We start from the raw sequence: 17999 nt of genomic DNA on the forward strand, positions 1-17999 counted from the left end.
TCAAGATTACAACTTATCCACAAGCCAAGAATTTTAAAGTTCCCAAAGCAGAACAAAAGTGGGGGGCATTAGATTAGGAAGACAATGTCTATCACGCCTATGCATCCAAGACGTGTCAGATCTATTTTCGATTTTACTGAAGAGGGGGTTAGAAGGATGAAAGTGCAAACAAGGATTCACTCTGTAGAGTCTTGCGGGACAGTCGATGGCCCTGGTTTACGATATGTCATTTTTACACAAGGCTGTTTATTACGATGCTTATACTGTCATAACCCAGACACTTGGGCTTTTGGCAGAGGAGAAGGGAAAGAAATCTCCATAGACGAGTTAATGAAGGACATACGTAGCTATCTTCCCTTTCTACAAGCATCAAATGGAGGGGTGACAGTAAGTGGGGGTGAGCCGCTGTTGCACACAGAGTTCATCACAGAGTTATTTACTGAATGTAAAAAACTTGGGATCCATACATGTATCGATAGTTCAGGAGGGTGTTTCACGAGAAAAGAAAGATTTATGCGCTCACTAGATGCGCTAATGGAAGTAACAGATCTTGTATTATTAGATTTAAAGCAAATCGATCCACAAAAGCATAAAGCATTAACCAGTGTATCCAATCAACATATTCTTGATTTTGCCCACTATTTGGAAGAAAAACAAAAACCTATTTGGGTTCGCCACGTTCTTGTACCCGGCTGGACAGATAATGAAGATGATTTGCGACGGTTGTCCACTTTCATTCATAGCTTAAACAATGTTGAAAAAATTGAAATCCTCCCTTACCATCAATTAGGCGTTTATAAATATGAGGCTATGGGAATCGAATATAAACTAAAGGGTGTAGAAACACCATCGGATGAAAAAGTAAATTGGGCCTATAACATACTACGCAATGAAGATCAGGTTGAACAAACTAAGTGATCCTAAATCAGTGGGGATTTCTTATGCCCCACTGATAATTCTAGGTTTTTACACAAAGGAAAATTCATTTTTTATAAAACTTGGGAGCTTTCCGCAGCTTACTTGCCAGTTCAAATGCAAATGCAAGTTTTATTAAGGTTTCTTCACTAAAAGCAGTGCCGGCAAAAGTTATACCAAAAGGTCTTCCACTTTTCATATAACCAGCTGGTACGGCTATGGATGGATATCCAGCTTTTGCACTTATTGTTGACCCAATATATGACGGGAATAGAATGGCATCAAGTCCATACTTTTTCAGCGCATAATCAATTCCTTGTTCTTGAGAAAAATATAAATCCTCTACTTTTGCGTTTAAATATTCGGGATTTCTTAGTGTATTAGGAAAACCCTCTCTACGTTCCAACTTATCCTGCCCATATTTCGCTAGACATTCCATTTGCTAATTCTGTCATATTTGTCTTACCTAATATAACCGCACCGGCTTCACGGAGCTTTTTCACTAGAAATGCATCCTGGCTAGCTAAATGGTTCTCTAGAGCAATTGCTCCTGCACTTGTATGCATTGAATCATTTGTTTCTATATTATCTTTTAGTACAACCGGTATACCGTGTAGAGGTCCCCTACCCCCTTTTATTTTTCTTTCATTATCGAGCGCTTCTGCCATAAATATCGCTTCTGGATTTATTTCAAGCATGGAATTAATGTTAGGCCCAGCCTGATCATATTTTGCAATTCTATCTAAATAATACATTACTAATTCTTTTGAAGTAATTTCCCCGCGATCCATAGCTACTTGAATCTCATTTATGGACAGCTCTTCTCTAAAAAAGCGTTTAAAACTTATCCCCATCTATTAAACCAATCCTTATGTTTATTGTAGTACTTTGCTATATTCAATCATTGTGTTAAGAAGTGTCTAAAACAGTCTAATAAACTTTTGTGTATCCCTTTTATCTTTCCACATCACCCACTCCATGATCCATTGCTTGCATAATCTCTCGTTCCGTAGATAAAGGGGTATCCCCCACAATAGTGTGGGCTAACTTAGCAGCGGTAACAGCATAGTCAACGATCCACTGATGGGACTCATTTTGGAGCATACCGTGGATCACTCCGCTTGTAAAAGCATCCCCTGCCCCAATTCGATCTAATACTGAGAATTGGAGGAATTTTGAATAGGTAAACTGTTCATTCTTGTATAGAAAGCCTTTCAAAGTATGAAGCTGATGATCATGAATATGCCGATGGGTTCCAGCAATCATTGAGATATCATACTTCTGCGCCACTTTTGGGATCAACTCCTCTAATTGAGTTTGACGGTCCTGCTGATTGGTCTCCATACCAAGTGTCAGCATGGCATCTTTTTCATTCATCATCACCATATCTGCTAGTTCCAACATTTCCTCATAATGAGGCTTTGCCATTTCATACCCATTATCGCCCCATAGTGACGGACGATAATTACAGTCAAATACAACCGTTCCCCCCGCTGCTTTTACCTCTCTAGCTAACCTCTTCATCTGGGTGCGCACTTCATCGTTCATAGCTAAAGTAATACCACAAAAATGAACAAGATCAATTGAGCCAGCTATTTCCTTAAATGAATAAAGGGGTTCTGAGGCTGTGTTAAAACTGCTTTCCTGACGATTTGAATAGGTCACACGACTCGAACGACTTCCAAAACCATCTTCTAAAAAATACATGCCGATATAAGGACCATGTTGCTGGACAAAATCAGTCTCAATACCTAATTTTCTAATATAACTAAATGCGGCATCTCCTAATGCATTTTCTGGTAAGGTAGAAATAAGATATCCTTTATGACCCATACGTGCCAGTGCTGCTGCAATATTTACACCTGTACCTGAAAAGGAGTACTGTAAGGTGTTCGCTTGGGTTAATAGTTCGTAGTTCGGTACTTGCAATCGCATCATGACTTCTCCAAAAGCTGCTATTCTCTTACTCATTATCTCTCAAACCCTTCTATTTCAAATCATCTTTAGATCTTCTTCCCAGCAAACTCTCCATAGTTTTTTGGCAAGAGAAACAGACCTTCCTGATCTAACTGGAAACGATTACGGAAATGAACACTTTCGAGTCCTTTCTCTCTCTAGTGTACCACTTCTTTTCTTGATTCACATTGAAACGATAAACATGTATAATATACATAACTACCTATCGTTCTGGCAAGTCGTACTTACTTTTTTACCATTTCAAATGTAAAGGAAGATTGTTAGATGAAAAAAATCCTTCCTCTCTTGCTTATTGTAGGAGGCAGCGTTTTAATTCTCTTTAGCGTTTGGCAAATATGGCAAGCAGATCGATTACAAGCCAATGCGATTCAAGAAGCAAAAGAGAGAATTACCTCATCCAGTCAAAAGCAGCCAGCTTCACAAGCAGATAAAATAGAGACTGTTGACTTCCAAGCAGACCAAGGAGATGTCATTGGCATTCTAAAAATCCCTTCTCTAGACAAGGAACTACCCATTATAGCGGGAGTTGATGAGGAAGACCTTGAACGCGGGGTTGGCCATTATCCAGGAACATCTTACCCTGGAGAGGAAAGTCAAATTGTGTTATCCGGGCATCGCGATACCGTATTCCGTCAATTTGGCGAATTAGAAATTGGTGATCGCTTTATTGTTGAAATGCCCTATGGTTCATTTGAATATACAATTCAAGATTCAGAAATTGTTCCAGAAGATGATCTTTCTGTGATCAGACCTGATGAATACGAAGAAGAAATGCTCACAGTGACAACCTGCTACCCCTTTCATTACATTGGAAATGCTCCTGATCGGTATATCCTTTATGCCACACCATTTCAGGATTAAAAATAAGCTTCGGCAAAAGATTTGGTAATATACCATTTTGCCCTAGCTTTTTTAATTTCATTGGTTTACATCAAGGAGTACATGGGGCATGCTCACATAACTCCTTTTCGCTATTGTTTAACTAAATGAGTTTGTCCAAAAAGAAAGAAGCGATTGAAAAGTAAATGAATAACGAGAAGATGTCATTGATCGTAGTAATAAGTGGGCCAGAGGCAACCGCTGGATCGATGCCAAACTTGTATAATACCAAGGGAATGAGCGTACCAGCTAAAGTTCCAATGATTAAGGTTAGTAATAAGGAGCCTCCCACAACAATGCCAAGATACAAATTTCCTTGCCATATAAAGGCGATTAGAGCAATGGATAATCCGCAGATAATCCCTATCATCACACCAACCCAAGCCTCTCGTAATAGAAGCCTTGCTGCTTTTTTCAATCCAACCTCTTGGTCAGCTAATCCTCTTACAACAACAGCAAGTGACTGTGTGCCAGTGTTACCAGTCATACCAGCAATGAGAGGCATAAAAAAAGCCAGGGCCACAACTTGTTCTAACGTTCCTTCAAATTTCGAAATAATACTTCCCGAAACAAGCCCAATAAATAAAAGAGCAACCAACCAGGGCAAACGACGAAGCGTTGCTGTCAAGGGCTTGGTCTGAAAATCAATTTCTTTACTAGCAGTCGAAAACTTACCATAATCCTCACGTGCCTCATGAATGAGTACATTGATAATATCTTCAAACTTAATAACCCCAATAAGGCACCCTTCTTCATCCAAAACTGGTAAAGCACTCAGGTCATATCGCTGTAAATACCGAGCAAGTTCTGCTCGTTTCATTAAAGCTGATATACAAATCACTTGTCTATTCATAATGTCTTCAAGCTTTTCACCTTGTGCAGCGATAATTAAATCCCGATAAGCGATAATGCCTGTTAATTGATTATATTTATTGAGTAAATAAATATATTGTAAAGACTCAGAGTAAAAGGCTAGTTCGCGCACCTGAAGAATAGCCTCTTCTACATTTATAGAATCTTGTAAAGCAATATATTGATTACTCATTAAACGACCTGCAGATCCATCTGGAAATCCTAATTTCTTCTGGATAAAGTCAGCTTGTCCTGTCCCTAATCCTGACAAATAACGTTTTAAGCGGGCGTCTGGATATACTTTTAACAGATGAGCTAGAATATCCCCATCGAGTAGAGCTAACACCTTATTCGCCTTATTAGGACCAATCTTCCCCAATGCTTCCATTTGTTGCATTGTGCCAAGTTTTTTCATCATACTGGCGATCATTGAAACGTCCAAATTATCTAAGAATGGCGCTCTATATTTTTCTGGTAAGCTTTGAAAGATCACGCTCAAATTATAGGGATGCTTCTCCTCCAAGAGATCATTCACTTCCCAAAACTTTTCATTGTTAATACATTCCACGACTTCAAGTGCTAATTTTTCGCAGTCCCTATCACTTAACATTTGGATCCTCCTCTGATTCTCATTACCCATCTATATCCACTTTTTCATTCTCTCAAACTATTATCTATAGCTGATAAGGCATGAAAGTTAAAACAACCAGTTTGACGAGACGCTGAATTTTAAAAGGAGCCAGACAACGATAAATTTTAGTAAAGTACATTCTAGATGCCTTATTCTAATTTGGTTAAAACCGGCAATTATTCCATTTACTTTCTAATCGGTTAACAGTAAAATAGAACTAGGACTTAATATACATTTATTGGAAAGGGAGGTGTTTTTATGTCTAATTGTTATTTACATAACGAGAATCCGTCTGTCGGCGTTTGTATTGGTTGTGGAAAATTTATCTGTGAATCATGTAATACCGAGATTAAAGGCAAAAATTATTGTAAGACTTGCCTTGAGGAATTATTTGATGAGAATAAAAAAAAGGTTGAAAAGCTTGAAGATTCCAGTCGAAATCAACAGCAACCAATGGTATTTATGAATGCTGGAGGCGCAAGTTCAAGTGCCTCCAGCAGTTCATCCAGTGCTACTGGCGGACATCACGGTGTACCTGTATACACAAAAAGTAAAGTAGCTGCTGGACTTCTTGGGATTTTCCTCGGCTCTCTTGGCGCGCACAAATTTTATATAGGAAAATGGGTTCAAGGGCTGATTTACCTAGTTTTCTTTTGGACCTATATCCCCGCTGTTGTAGGGTTTATTGAGGGAATTATTTATCTTGTATCCAGCGATGAGAGCTTTGCGAGAAAACACGATAAAGGCTATCGAGTGGTCTAACGTAAGGAATAAGGCTAAGAAAAACCCTTGTTCCTCTTTTAAAAGCTATTCCTCCTAGATCATCATTAACTGACATTTGACATTCATATTTTGTGTGATAATATTAATAGAAATTTTAAAAAAATTAAATCATTTGTTTCTACTAGGGGAGCCATTATGGCTGAGATTAAAGTATTCTTTAGGACCCTTAGAACCTGAACTGGTTAATACCAGCGGAGGGAAGTGGAATTTTTTCATTCTTAGAGGATATGTGTATTAGTTATGAAAACAGAGCATTCTCTTTGGATAAGAAAGCAACCACCCTTCTCCCATCAGTCGGAAACGATGCATTAGAGGAGGATTTTTTTATGCTATTTACAGAGGAATTAAGACAAGCCACTGAACACAGTTGGGAACTTAGCTTAAAGCATCCCTTTGTCCTAGGGGTTGTCCAAGGAGATTTACCTTTAGAAAAATTTAAATATTATATTCTGCAGGACATTTACTATCTAAAACATTACGGAAAAATTCACGCGATGGCGGCTGCACAAGCAGACGACTTTAGCCATACTGCACTTTTAGCTAAAAAGGCTCAATTGACCGCTCAGGCTGAGCTTACAGTTCACGAAGAACACGCCAAAGTCCTGAATATTACGAAAGAAGAACTGGAACATTTTCGTCCAGCTCCAACTGCCTATGCCTATACATCGCATTTATACCGAGCCGCTTTTTCTGGAAGCTTTGCCCAAACGATTGCTGCAATGCTACCTTGCTATTGGCTTTATGCTGATATTGGGAAAACATATGAGCATGCAACTTCGAATGAGCCGATCTACAAAAAATGGATTGAAACTTATGCAAGCGAATGGTTCCAAAGCTCCACACAAGAGCAAATTGACTTGCTAAACCACGTTGTTGCCACTGCTAGCGTGGCAGAAAAGGAGAAAATCAAGGAACAATTTGTTATCGCTAAAGAGTATGAGCTAGCTTTTTGGGAAATGGCTTACCAGGAGGAAAAATGGCTATCTGAACAAACACCGTCAGTTCCATTTTGATCTAGGTATGAACTCTTATAATCTTACAAAAATGTAATTTATGTGTAAGCAATCTAGATCGCTCTTTTGTGACACTCCTTGCTAAACTTAGCTTAAACAAGGAGAGAAAGGAATGGAGCGAATGAAAAGCTGGCACATTGGTTTACTTAGTATACTCATAATAGTCGGAGGATTAGTGGCCGCCTCTCTCATCTTTCATAATGAGGTTACAGATCAATTTAATCCTCTTGTTCCGAAGAAAGATGTTTATGTGCAAATAACGGAAAAGGGCACCCCTCGTTCCCCAGGTGGTTATGATTATACACTTTCCGGTTTTGATGAATCGGGAAAAGAACGAACAGTCACCTTCTATGCTGGAGGAGAATTGCGGGATTCAGCCTATCTCCGAGTTGATGCGAAGGGAAAATATATTAAAACGTGGGAAGAAGTATTATGGGAGGATCTCCCAAGTAAGGTAAGGGAAAAGCTAGAAAACCAGGTATCCTCTAATTGAAGAACCTGGTTTTCTAACCCAATGGTTGATGAGACTTCCTCTCTCTCACTTCATAAAATGTTAACCTCCCCTTTTTATTCATAATTATTGCTGAAAAATATCCTTTTGACCCTTGGCACGATTCATTCTTGAAAAATCAACTTTAGAAAAAGCTAGAGTTGACAGGAATAAAAATAATAAACCAAATAATAGAATAATAATCATACTGATTTGTGGTGTAATGACGAATGTACTCACTTTAAAAGCAAGTTGTTCCTCTAGTAGCTCCTCTACAGATAAAGACATTTTTTCTAAGCTCAGTGTTCGAAAGAAAGCAGCTGCATAGGTCATAGGATTGAATAAAGCCAGAAATTGTAAACCATTTGGCAAAAGGCTTAATGGCACATAGACACCACATAAAAAAGTAATGGGAGTCGTGACTGCCATCGAAGCAATTTGGAATGTCTGGGAATTCTTTACAGCTGTCGCTAAAAATAACCCAAATGCCGAAAAAACAAGCCCGACAAAAATCATAAAAGCAATCACAAAAACTGGTGTCATCATATGGGTATATTTTAAACCAATGAAATAGCCAATAAATAAGATAATGATCCCTTGTAACGTGGCAATCGTTGTTGACGATAATATTTGTCCAGCAGCAATTTGGATTCGTTTAACCGGACTAACAAGGACTTCCTTCATATAGCCAGACACAATGTCATCGATTGTTGAAGTGGCAATATTGAGTGAGGTCTGAAACACAACAATGATCACAATACCTGATAGAACATAATTTTCTGGATTACTAATAAAGGCACTTTCAAATATGGTACTGATTAGATATAAGTAAAAAAATGGCATAATAAAGATTAAAATTAGTTGAGTTCGATTTCTCATAAATAATTTTACATTTCTCCCCCATAATGCAGCAATCACCCTCACCTAATTACCCCCTTATATTCCTTCCTGTCAATTCAAGAAACACATCGTTCAAAGTACCCTTCTTTATTTCTAACCCTTGAATGGCTGAGCGATGCTCACCAAGTATCGCAATTAAATTCGATAACTCCGTCAATTGTACAGAATAGGTATTTCCCCTTTTTGTAAATTTCATTTCATGTTCTTGAAGAAGGGTTTCTAAACCTTCTGTATCTACGCTTGTTATTTGTGCTATATCCTTTGTATACTTTTGTTTTAAAACAGCAGGAGAATCAAAAGCAATCATTTTGCCATAATCCATGACAGCAACCTGATCACAAATTTCTGCTTCATCCATATAATGTGTCGTCAAGAAGATCGTCATTTCCTTTTCCTTTTGCAGCTTGATAAGATAATCCCAAATATTAGCCCTCGTCTGTGGATCAAGACCTGTTGTCGGCTCATCTAAAAACAATACTCTCGGAAAATGCAAAAGACTTCTTGCTATTTCTACTCTTCGTTTCATTCCTCCAGATAAACGACTAACCATTTCCCTTTTCCAATCTGTCAAATCAACTAGCTCCAAAACAAATTGGATTCGCTCACCGATTATCGATTTTGGTACACCATAAAAATGTCCATGCATTTTTAAACTTTCTTCCACTGTCATTTTGTTATCTAGGGTAGAATCCTGAAAAACAACACCGATTGTCCCCCTTACTTTATCTTTATCTCTGTCAACATCTTTGCCGTCGATCAGCATCGTACCTGAAGTTTTCTCTAGGATCGTACAAAGGGTTTGAATTGTCGTACTTTTCCCCGCTCCATTTGGCCCCAGAAAGGCAAAGATACTTCCTTTTTCAACCTCAAAAGAAACATGATCAACCGCTGTAAAGTCACCATACTTTTTCACAAAGTCTTGAACAATAATGATACTTTCCAAGAGCATCGCCTCTTTCTTATAATAGACTGACTGTCGGTCTATTATAAAATTTACCATTCACTTATGGATAAAGTCAAGCGGCTTTTCAGAAAAAGACCTCATTGAAGAAGTCACTTGTTTTATTAGCATTTGCTTTTCTTTTATATAGATATGTGTTATATTAAAGCAAATATAATATTGTAATGTTTTTAAATAAAGATTGCTGTCGCTATTTAGCGGCAGCTTTCGGCGTTTTTAAGGTTAATGAATTTGAATTTCATTCTCAATTAGAAAGGAGCAAATGATTATGGGAATCACAGAACAACAATTTATGACAATTCCCCCTAACCCTAAGAACACTCATTGGAAAGAACAACTTCAAAACCATGGTGAAATGATTGCAGCGCTTGCCGCGGGTGCCTTGATTCTATTAGGCTGGGGCCTTTCAATGGTGATGTCAGGCCTTGTGATTAATAGCCTGTTTATTGCGGCTTTCGTGATTGGTGGTTTCGCAAAAGCGAAGGAAGGCATTGTAGAAACCATCAATCATAAAACATTGAACGTCGAATTGCTTATGTTTCTCGCCGCAATCGGGGCGGCGATTATTGGCTATTGGTTAGAGGGTGCTGTGTTGATCTTTATTTTCGCGCTGAGTGGGGCACTAGAAACATACACAATGAACAAAAGCAAAAATGAGCTTTCTGCCTTGATGTCGCTTCAACCCGAAACAGCACATGTTCTTCGTAATGGCAGAGAAGTAAGCATACTTGCCAAAGATTTGACAGTTGGTGATGTTATTCTTGTCAAACCAGGCGAACTCATGCCAGCTGACGGGATCGTGGTAAAAGGGAAAACCTCCATCAATGAGTCGGCTATCACAGGGGAATCGATGCCAGTGGCGAAAAGGGAAAGTGAAGAAGTCCTTGCTAGTACAGTCAATCTCGATGGAGTTATACACGTCAAGGTCAGCAAAACAAACGAAAATACACTGTTTCAAAAGATTATCAAGCTTGTTCAAAACGCTCAGGAGGAAAAACCGCCAGCACATCTTTTAATTGAAAGACTTGAAAATACCTACGTTATGGTTGTGCTGATTGGTTCTGGTTTGATGATGTTCTTACCGCATTACCTGTTTGGATGGTCTTGGAATGAGACGATCTATCGAGCGCTCGTTCTTCTTGTTGTCGCATCGCCCTGCGCGCTTGTCGCCTCGACAATGCCAGCGGTCCTTTCGGCTATATCCAACGGTTCCCGCCAAGGTGTGCTGTTTAAAGGCGGTGTACATTTAGAAGGATTAGCGAAGCTCTCAGCGATTGCCTTTGATAAAACTGGTACACTAACAGCCGGTAAACCCGAAGTTACAAATATTGTCGCTCGCGACGGATGGGACCAAGACAAAATTCTGCAGGTCGCTGTTTCCATAGAACACTACTCCAATCATCCGCTCGCTTCAGCCATTATAAGCAGGGCAAAAAGGGCGGAGATCCCGTTGCTTGAAGCTGAAGAGATTAAGGATGTTCCCGGTTGGGGCATAGAAGGAATGATAAACGGAGCCCGCTATCATATCGGAAAAGCTGATTTTGTCGGAAAGGAAGATGCTAAAGAATTTCTAACCACAACTCGTCTAGAGGCAATTGGAAAAACGATTGTGTTTGTAAAACAAGATAGGGAAATTATCGGAGCGCTTGCCTTAAGAGATATAGTACGTTCAGATGTGAAAGAAGCCATATCAGCTCTCAATGCTGCAGGCATCGATACATTTATGCTTACGGGTGATAGCGAGGAAACCGCTCGTGATATCGCACACGAAATAGGCTTAAAGCAGTATAAAGCTGAATGCCTACCTGATGAAAAACTGGAAGTGATCAAGGAACTGACAAAAAAATACCATTGGGTGGCAATGGTGGGTGATGGAACAAATGACACACCTGCTCTGGCGATGGCAAATGTCGGAATTGCCATGGGTGCAGGAACCGATGCCGCTCTCGAAACGGCAGATGTTGTAATCATGAAGAATGACTTACGCCAAATTCCCAACACAATCCGTCTATCAAAAAAGATGAACCGGATTGTCAAACAAAATATGGTGTTTTCCGTTGCTATCATCGTGATGCTCATTGCTGCGAACTTCATGCAGGATCTATCTTTGCCGCTCGGAGTAGTCGGCCATGAAGGCAGTACGATTCTGGTCATCCTGAATAGCTTAAGATTGTTGCGGGGCTGAATTCAGCCCCGTAGTTTTTTGTTGAATTATAATAGTTGTCTTCTGTGATAAATATAGGCTTTGCTACAAATTACAGCTTTCTTCTCAATAAATAAATTCAATATCTTTCGCTGTTTCTAGTTTATCAAAGTTGATAATTTCGACCGTTCTGTTTGCGAATTGTACAACCCCATCTCTTGCCCTCAGTTCTTCCTCTGTATAAACCTGGTCATCTGGATTTTCCGGAGTATACACAGAGTCTACTCGGATCTTTTTAATTGGCAGTTCTACTTTATTGATTTCCTCGATTGCTTGGAACAGATTGTCTCTATCATTTTCAACATCATACTGAAGAGAATCATGATCATCTTCTGCGCTTTCGTACGAATGTAGGGTTAATTCATAAGCATGACATTGTTGATATTCTACCATCTCATAGCATGTCAACATTGAATCATTGTTATCTTTATTGAAGCCATGGTTTTGCAGCTGAGGTAAAATCTCTTGAACTTGTTCCCTGTCATTCTCTATAAACTGATACTCGAAATGGGAAATATTATCTGCAGCGAATTTGTTTCCTAGATCTTCTGGAGATTGGTAAGACGTACCTATTTCTAGATTGGCTCCATGGACTGACACTTCATTAAATTCATATCCCTCTTTTGATACTTCAGCCTGCAACTTTTTAAGTAAAGGAATGGCATCGTATAGCATCTGTAATGTTTCTGGATCTGCCATATACTGTTTTGTTGGCAAAGCAATATAAAATTCGGGGTCATCTGCTTCCTCTCCAAAAGAAAGATTGGTAAATCCCAATTGCTGAAGGTCGTGGAACAACTCGGAATTTTGATAAGCAAGATTGAGATCAAACCTTTGCTTAATTTCCTTATAATTATCGCCCTTGATTTTGCCAAATGTATTAATCTGGATATCAAATTCTAATTGATCCTCATCCACTTGACGAACTCGCGCATCCTGAACAACCAGTCCCTTGCTACTTGGATCACGACCTTCATTGCTTAACACCTCTACCACAAATCCATGTTCCTCCTCCACATATTCGATAATTTCCTCATTTGAATACCCATATTCATCTTTTACTTTCTGAACCTCATGGGAAATCATATACCCTATTACCAAAACAGGAAGAACAAAAATTAAGAAGGCTCCCCCAAGAATAATCGCAATAACGATGATTGTTTTTTTCAATTTGCATCCCCACCAAACATAAAATATGAAATTACCTAAATCGTAACATACTTGAGGCCTCTTAAATAAAAAAAGCATACTGTCTAAGGTGAGGAATATTCATAAATTTAAAGGAATTCATGAGTTTAGAACGAATCTTTACAAAAGAGTTTCTTTTTGAAAGGGGTTTGTTTATGTCTTATTTATCTGTTAGTACTTGGAGTTTACATCGACTGCTTGGACCACTACGCTGGACCGCTTGGGACAACGCACAAAAAAAGCATATAACCAAACTAGAACAGCAAGATAATGTCATTGATCTATTGGATTTACCGACTATTTTAAAGGAGAAGGGATTTGCAGCTTTTGAGCTCTGCCATTTCCATTTTCCCTTTACAGATTCCCTTTATCTACAAAGATTAAAAAAGGCTTGTACGGATGCCAACATGCGACTTTATACGCTTTTATTAGATTATGGAGATCTATCATCTACGGATACACAACGAGTGGATGCGGATATGGAGCTTATTAAAGAATGGATTGATATAGCCGCAGAAGTAGGAGCGGAGCGTGTAAGAGTGGTAGCGGGAGATGCCCCTGCTGACGATCAAGATGCTTTGTCTCGCGTTTCTCAATATTTACATGAACTGGCTGTTTATGCGGGACAGAAAGGCGTCAAGATCATAACAGAGAATTTCCGTACTCTCTCAAGCACAAGTGAAAATTGCCTTTATATTGTCAATCAGTCTGATGAACAGATTAGATTGATTACGGATTTTGGAAATATGAGTGGAGCAGAAAAATACAATGAATTAGCGAGAATAATTCCTTATAGCGACTCCATTCACGCAAAACCCCAATATGATAAGGACGGAATACCAGATCAAGATGAATTTAGACGTTGTTTGGATCTTTTAAAACAGGCTCACTACGATGGACCTATCGTCATCATTTATGACGGACCTGGTGATATGTGGGAAGGGATTGAGCGGACAAAGAAAATCGTCGAGGACTACCTATAATAATCTTTAAAAACGAGGCCGGGGCAAAAGTGTTTTCACCAAAGAAAAACCGAACTAATAGGACCGAAATATACTTCGCTCATTGTTCGTCTTTGAAGCCTAGTATTTTAGTTATGTCCCAGCCTTGTTCTGCTCAGAAAATCTGTTTATTTTTTTAAATTTTGACAATGGTCTTACTTGTATTTTCTCCCCTTTAAGTAGATACTAAATATATTGACAAATTTTTAAAAATTAGGGTATAAGGGGAAGCATTTCATATGGAAGCGATGACGGATTTTTTTCAAAAAAAGGGCGTAAAGAGATTTATTATTTTTGCCTTAATCGTATTTATTCTTTTTAGTGTGCGAAGCATGATGAATCTGATTCTACTAACATTTATCTTTTCGTTTTTAATGAATGGCCTTGTAGAATTTACGATTGCTCGGATACGTTTAAACCGCACTCTGCTCGTATTATTGCTGTACACTATGATCGTTGGTTTGCTGACAGTTGGAATTGTAAAGTATTTGCCAATCATCTCAGTAGAAATTAGTCAGCTCATTAGACAAATCACAAATTTCTCCATCCAACCGCATGACAATATAATCGTTAATTATATTGAATCAATTATTTCAAGCGAGCAAATTACAACTTACATAGAAAATGGCTTTTCATTTTTATTAAGATCATTTTCCGATATTAGCAAAACGAGCGTCCAAGTATTAATTGCATTATTATTAAGCTTATTTTTCCTAATTGAGAAACCACGTTTAATCGAATTCACGAACAAATTTAAAAACAGTAAAATTGCTCCATTTTATAATGAAATTGAGTTCTTTGGTAAGAAGTTTTCCCAAACGTTTGGAAAAGTCATTGAAGCACAATTCATCATTGCCCTCATCAATACTTTCTTAACAGTCATTGTCTTAATGATTCTTGGGTTTCCACAGATCATAGGGCTAGCCTTTATGACTTTCTTCTTAGGCCTAATCCCTGTTGCCGGTGTGATCATCTCACTAGTTCCTTTAACAATCATTGCTTTTACAATCGGGGGATTCCTAAAAGTCGTATACTTATTTATCGCCGTTATGGTCATCCATGCTATAGAAGCTTATATATTAAATCCCAAGCTTATGTCTTCAAAAACAGATTTACCTGTTTTTTATACGTTTATCGTCCTGCTCTTCTCACAAAACTTTTTCGGGGTGTGGGGACTGATCATCGGGATTCCAGTGTTTGTTTTTCTGCTGGATGTTTTGGGTGTAACGAATAAAGTAGTGAAGGGAACGGCCAATGTGTAAAAGTCTTAGTTTAGAGAGTTTTAAATTCTCATCCGAAGCAACAATATCTAACTCCTTCATATAACTTTGGTTCCAAATTGAATTCTCCTTTATTTCCATCAGAAAAAATGTAAGTCTCTCCATTTTTTCTGATGGATCTTTGCAGTGTTTGCAATGTTCATAATGTAGTGATAATCGGCCCTTGCTTCGTAAGAATAATCGTATGTTCATATTGAGCCACAAAGCTTTCATCGGTTAGGAAGGTCCAGTCGTCATCTTCGGATTGATAAACCTCCTCTTCAAATGTAGAGATAAACGGTTCAAAGGCAATAACCATACCATCTTTTAGAATTTCATCATCCCAGTGAGAGTAGTAATTGAAAATATGATCTGGTGCTTCATGAATGGAGCGTCCAATACCGTGTCCAGTAAGATTTTTTATGACTGTTAAGCCATGCTGTTTTGCTACATTGTGTGCAGCTTTTCCGAGCGCGCTTTTTTTCGAACCTGGTTTAGCCTCCTTAAGTCCAGCGTCGAATGCCTCTTTAGCAACATCACATATTTTCTGTAAAATTACCTCTCCTTTCCCAACTACAATCGAAATTCCTGTATCTGCGAAATAACCGTTTTTCGAACCTGACACATCAATATTAACAAGGTCCCCCTCTTGAATGATTCGTTCCCCTGGAATCCCGTGGGCTACTTCTTCATTTATGCTAATACATGTATATCCGGGGAAGTCGTATTCTCCTTTTGGTGCAGATTGTGCTCCTGCTTTTTCAAACATCTCTCTCGCCATTTCATCAAGTTCTTTTGTCGTCATTCCAGGTTTTGTACAATGAACTAATTCATCGCGAATCATTCCACAAATTTTACCAATTTCTTTTAATCCATTAAAATCTTCTTCCGTCTTTGCAATCATTGTATCCCCACACTTTTTAAAGTATTTTATAATCAGTATTCCATTCAGATTCTAGTATAAACGGAATGGCTTTTCCTTATCTACAATTTCTCACTAAAAAAGCCATGTATCAGTTAAGTAAAGTAAATACATGGCTTTCATCATTTTCATTTATGTAACTTTTGAGGCTTCTTCACTATGTTTTCCCGCTTGTTTCTTTTTCTCCTTTTTAATTTCTTTTCCCAGTCCCAGTTCTTTTGCCTCCTGATTTAAAGCTTTCATGAGACTAGTCAACATTACGATCAAAATCACCGAGAACGGCAGAGCTGCAAGAATCATTGTGTTTTGCAATGCCTGTAGACCGCCTGAATAAAGTAGCGCAGCAGAGGTCATTGAAAGCAATACGCCCCAAATCACTTTTATTTTATTATCTGGATTTAATACTCCATTAGCTGTCATCATACCTAAAACAAACGTCCCAGAGTCCGCTGATGTTATAAAGAACGTGCCAACTAATATCATTGCTAGAATCGACAACGTGATACTAAATGGAAATCCTTCAAAAACGCCAAAAAGAGTCTCTTCAGGTAACAAGGAAGATAGCGACATCGTCCCAGACATTTCTGTTGTAATGGCTGCACTTCCAAAATTCGCAAACCATACAAAGCCAATAAGTGATGGAATTAATAGAACACACAAAATAAATTCACGGATGGTTCTACCCTTTGATACCCTAGCAATAAATACACCGACAAATGGTGACCATGCAATCCACCATGACCAGTAAAAAATTGTCCAATCATTAATCCAGCTACGAATTTCTCTGTCGAACGGAGCCATTCGTAGCCCCATATTAATGAAGTTTTGGAAATATTCCCCTACCGAATCGACAAAGAGATTTAAAGTGAAAACAGACGACCCTAAAATAAATACTGCCAAGAAAAGGACGGCGGCAAGGCCCATATTCACGTTACTTAATATTTTAATCCCTTTACTCAAACCAGTTAACGCAGATATCATAAATAAAATAGTCACAACAAAAATAATCAGCGCTTGAATTGTAAAGTTGCTGGGTACGTCAAATAAATAAGAAAGCCCCCCATTTATTTGCATCGCACCAAACCCAAGTGATGTCGCAACCCCTAAAACGGTTGAAACCACCGCGATGACATCAATGATTTGACCTACTAATCCATCTGCATGTTTGCCAATAATCGGTCTCAATGTTCTACTAATTAAACTTAATTCACCTTTTCTAAACGTAAAGTAAGCAAGTACTAACGCGATCACTCCATAAATTGCCCAACCATGTATACCGTAATGAAAGAAGGTAAACCTTAGAGCATCCTTCGCACCTTGATTAGTACCTAGTTCCCCAGTAGGTGAACTTATCGCATAGTGACTAAGTGGTTCATATGCTCCATAAAAGATTAAACCAATTCCCATGCCTGCACTAAAAAGCATTGATATCCAAGTCGGTCTTGAAAACTCAGGCTCGTCATCTGGTTTACCAAGCTTTATCCGACCAATTGGACTTACAAATAGATAGACACAGGCAATAACAAATACCATTATTAACACCAAATAATACCAGCCAAAGGTATCTGTAATAAAGCTTTGTGCAACACTAGTAATCCTTTCAAACGATGTAGGCATAATAACGCCTAAGAGGACTAACCCTCCCACAATCGCTAATGAAACGTAAAAAACAAGTGAAGCTTTTTTCATATTAAATTGACAACTCCCATTTTAGATTTGTTCAGAGTGGACTTTACTTCGATTAGAGAGTATATACACGTAAAACCAATAAAATAATACGAGGTTTTTTTGAAGCAATAGTAGATAACCCAATAAAAGTTTTACTGAACTTAATTCGTTACATTTGAGCAAAATTTCAACCATCTTTGTAAGCTGTGAAAAGATGATGAGGTGGTGCATAGAGGTTATTTATAAAATAAATAATGAAAAGCGATTTTGCCAGGCCTTTTTCGCACCTGTTTAGTCTAACGTAAAGATTATGATGAAGCACATATGATATTCCTGCATTATTTGTGTTATAGATGT

Annotated in this window: 15 protein-coding genes, 1 pseudogene and 1 riboswitch; of the genes and pseudogenes, 8 read left to right on the forward strand and 8 right to left on the reverse strand. The window is 38.4% G+C overall.

Features of this window, described 5'->3' with window-relative positions:
• Positions 1-156 precede the first annotated feature (156 nt).
• Positions 157-918, forward strand: a complete 762-nt coding sequence (gene pflA / locus KI375_RS12765; protein WP_212973876.1) for a pyruvate formate-lyase-activating protein — start codon at positions 157-159, stop codon at positions 916-918.
• Between the two features lie 64 nt (positions 919-982).
• On the opposite strand, the pseudogene KI375_RS12770 reads toward pflA, so the two are convergent.
• Both KI375_RS12770 and KI375_RS12775 read right to left on the reverse strand, forming a co-directional pair.
• Positions 983-1769: pseudogene (locus KI375_RS12770) on the reverse strand (amidase family protein).
• A 100-nt stretch (positions 1770-1869) separates the two neighbouring features.
• The gene (locus tag KI375_RS12775) at positions 1870-2886 is read right to left on the reverse strand and encodes a sugar kinase (RefSeq protein WP_212973877.1); all 1017 of its coding nucleotides are present in this window, start codon (positions 2884-2886) and stop codon (positions 1870-1872) included.
• 270 nt (positions 2887-3156) lie between these two features.
• Here KI375_RS12775 and KI375_RS12780 point away from each other — a divergent pair, with 270 nt between their 5' ends.
• On the forward strand, positions 3157-3753 hold the full coding sequence (locus KI375_RS12780; protein WP_212973878.1) for a class D sortase: 597 nt from the start codon (positions 3157-3159) through the stop codon (positions 3751-3753).
• A gap of 121 nt (positions 3754-3874) precedes the next feature.
• Here the strand turns inward: KI375_RS12780 and mgtE are convergent, their stop codons facing one another.
• Positions 3875-5233, reverse strand: coding sequence for a magnesium transporter (gene mgtE / locus KI375_RS12785; RefSeq protein ID WP_212973879.1), 1359 nt, complete (start codon positions 5231-5233; stop codon positions 3875-3877).
• 279 nt (positions 5234-5512) lie between these two features.
• On the opposite strand from mgtE, the gene KI375_RS27395 reads away from it, so the two are divergent.
• From KI375_RS27395 to KI375_RS12800, 3 genes are all read left to right on the forward strand, one after another.
• A complete protein-coding gene (locus KI375_RS27395; protein ID WP_244852602.1) occupies positions 5513-6016 on the forward strand; it encodes a TM2 domain-containing protein in 504 nt (167 codons plus the stop codon).
• 134 nt (positions 6017-6150) lie between these two features.
• Positions 6151-6254, forward strand: a riboswitch (TPP riboswitch).
• Between the two features lie 109 nt (positions 6255-6363).
• Entirely contained in the window at positions 6364-7050 is a 687-nt protein-coding gene (gene tenA / locus KI375_RS12795) for a thiaminase II (RefSeq protein WP_212973880.1), read from the forward strand.
• A 112-nt stretch (positions 7051-7162) separates the two neighbouring features.
• A complete protein-coding gene (locus tag KI375_RS12800; RefSeq protein WP_374706844.1) occupies positions 7163-7543 on the forward strand; it encodes a YxeA family protein in 381 nt (126 codons plus the stop codon).
• An 84-nt stretch (positions 7544-7627) separates the two neighbouring features.
• On the opposite strand, the gene KI375_RS12805 is transcribed toward KI375_RS12800, so the two are convergent.
• Together KI375_RS12805 and KI375_RS12810 are read right to left on the reverse strand one after the other, a co-directional pair.
• On the reverse strand, positions 7628-8464 hold the full coding sequence (locus KI375_RS12805; protein WP_212973881.1) for an ABC transporter permease: 837 nt from the start codon (positions 8462-8464) through the stop codon (positions 7628-7630).
• Positions 8465-8468: 4 nt separating this feature from the next.
• Positions 8469-9389, reverse strand: a complete 921-nt coding sequence (locus tag KI375_RS12810) for an ABC transporter ATP-binding protein (RefSeq protein WP_306419820.1) — start codon at positions 9387-9389, stop codon at positions 8469-8471.
• Positions 9390-9693: 304 nt separating this feature from the next.
• Between KI375_RS12810 and KI375_RS12815 the strand changes: the two genes are divergently transcribed.
• Positions 9694-11586, forward strand: a complete 1893-nt coding sequence (locus KI375_RS12815; protein ID WP_212973974.1) for a heavy metal translocating P-type ATPase — start codon at positions 9694-9696, stop codon at positions 11584-11586.
• A gap of 84 nt (positions 11587-11670) precedes the next feature.
• On the opposite strand, the gene KI375_RS12820 is transcribed toward KI375_RS12815, so the two are convergent.
• Positions 11671-12774, reverse strand: coding sequence for a hypothetical protein (locus KI375_RS12820; protein WP_212973883.1), 1104 nt, complete (start codon positions 12772-12774; stop codon positions 11671-11673).
• 173 nt (positions 12775-12947) lie between these two features.
• Between KI375_RS12820 and KI375_RS12825 the strand changes: the two genes are divergently transcribed.
• Positions 12948-13775 carry a sugar phosphate isomerase/epimerase family protein gene (locus KI375_RS12825; RefSeq protein ID WP_212973884.1) on the forward strand — a complete coding sequence of 276 codons (828 nt, stop codon included), beginning with the start codon at positions 12948-12950 and terminating at the stop codon, positions 13773-13775.
• A gap of 257 nt (positions 13776-14032) precedes the next feature.
• The gene (locus tag KI375_RS12830) at positions 14033-15055 is read left to right on the forward strand and encodes an AI-2E family transporter (RefSeq protein WP_212973885.1); all 1023 of its coding nucleotides are present in this window, start codon (positions 14033-14035) and stop codon (positions 15053-15055) included.
• A gap of 157 nt (positions 15056-15212) precedes the next feature.
• Here the strand turns inward: KI375_RS12830 and map are convergent, their stop codons facing one another.
• Complete coding sequence (gene map, locus KI375_RS12835) at positions 15213-15956, reverse strand: type I methionyl aminopeptidase (protein WP_212973886.1); 744 nt, start codon at positions 15954-15956, stop codon at positions 15213-15215.
• A gap of 150 nt (positions 15957-16106) precedes the next feature.
• Positions 16107-17663 carry a BCCT family transporter gene (locus KI375_RS12840; RefSeq protein WP_212973887.1) on the reverse strand — a complete coding sequence of 519 codons (1557 nt, stop codon included), beginning with the start codon at positions 17661-17663 and terminating at the stop codon, positions 16107-16109.
• Positions 17664-17999 lie beyond the last annotated feature (336 nt).

This window comes from Bacillus sp. J14TS2 (assembly GCF_018333015.1).
Classification (GTDB): domain Bacteria; phylum Bacillota; class Bacilli; order Bacillales; family Bacillaceae_C; genus Lederbergia.

What these genes read in the sequence shown, in the direction of transcription:
- pflA (WP_212973876.1), top strand. Translation starts at nt 157, where the DNA reads ATGAAAGTGCAAACAAGGATTCACTCTGTAGAGTCTTGCGGGACAGTC.
- KI375_RS12775 (WP_212973877.1), bottom strand. Translation starts at nt 2,886, where the DNA reads ATGAGTAAGAGAATAGCAGCTTTTGGAGAAGTCATGATGCGATTGCAA.
- KI375_RS12780 (WP_212973878.1), top strand. Translation starts at nt 3,157, where the DNA reads ATGAAAAAAATCCTTCCTCTCTTGCTTATTGTAGGAGGCAGCGTTTTA.
- mgtE (WP_212973879.1), bottom strand. Translation starts at nt 5,233, where the DNA reads ATGTTAAGTGATAGGGACTGCGAAAAATTAGCACTTGAAGTCGTGGAA.
- KI375_RS27395 (WP_244852602.1), top strand. Translation starts at nt 5,513, where the DNA reads ATGTCTAATTGTTATTTACATAACGAGAATCCGTCTGTCGGCGTTTGT.
- tenA (WP_212973880.1), top strand. Translation starts at nt 6,364, where the DNA reads ATGCTATTTACAGAGGAATTAAGACAAGCCACTGAACACAGTTGGGAA.
- KI375_RS12800 (WP_374706844.1), top strand. Translation starts at nt 7,163, where the DNA reads ATGGAGCGAATGAAAAGCTGGCACATTGGTTTACTTAGTATACTCATA.
- KI375_RS12810 (WP_306419820.1), bottom strand. Translation starts at nt 9,389, where the DNA reads ATGCTCTTGGAAAGTATCATTATTGTTCAAGACTTTGTGAAAAAGTAT.
- KI375_RS12815 (WP_212973974.1), top strand. Translation starts at nt 9,694, where the DNA reads ATGACAATTCCCCCTAACCCTAAGAACACTCATTGGAAAGAACAACTT.
- KI375_RS12825 (WP_212973884.1), top strand. Translation starts at nt 12,948, where the DNA reads ATGTCTTATTTATCTGTTAGTACTTGGAGTTTACATCGACTGCTTGGA.
- KI375_RS12830 (WP_212973885.1), top strand. Translation starts at nt 14,033, where the DNA reads ATGGAAGCGATGACGGATTTTTTTCAAAAAAAGGGCGTAAAGAGATTT.
- map (WP_212973886.1), bottom strand. Translation starts at nt 15,956, where the DNA reads ATGATTGCAAAGACGGAAGAAGATTTTAATGGATTAAAAGAAATTGGT.
- KI375_RS12840 (WP_212973887.1), bottom strand. Translation starts at nt 17,663, where the DNA reads ATGAAAAAAGCTTCACTTGTTTTTTACGTTTCATTAGCGATTGTGGGA.